Origin of the sequence: Nocardia cyriacigeorgica (assembly GCF_010858045.1) — a bacterium.
GTDB lineage: Bacteria > Actinomycetota > Actinomycetes > Mycobacteriales > Mycobacteriaceae > Nocardia > Nocardia cyriacigeorgica_E.
The window spans coordinates 1-332 of the sequence record NZ_JAAGVC010000211.1; the positions used below are offsets into that span (position 1 = coordinate 1).

Annotated in this window: 1 protein-coding gene; it reads right to left on the reverse strand. The window is 64.5% G+C overall.

The window, feature by feature from the left end:
* A partial coding sequence (locus tag GV790_RS29410; RefSeq protein ID WP_163818072.1) for a Fur family transcriptional regulator occupies positions 1-317 on the reverse strand: 317 nt, incomplete at its 3' end.
* Between the last annotated feature and the right edge of the window lie 15 nt (positions 318-332).

Here is a 332-nt window from a genome sequence, read left to right on the forward strand (position 1 = left end):
GCGCACTCCACATCGGCGATCGCACCGCACGACCGGCACACGAGGTGATGATGGTTGTCACCCACCCGCGTCTCGTAACGCGCCACCAACCCCATCGGCTGGATACGACGCAACAGACCCGCAGCCGTCAACGCACGCAACACGTCATAGACGGCCTGATGCGACACCGAACCGAGCATCTCGCGCACCAGGCCGAGGATCGAATCGGTATCAGCATGCGGATGGCGATGCACCACGCTCAGTACAGCCACCCGCGCAGCCGTCACCCGCAGCGACGCCCCGCGAAGCGTCCGCTCGAAGTCCGAGGTGGTGGACACATTCCGAAGTATGAC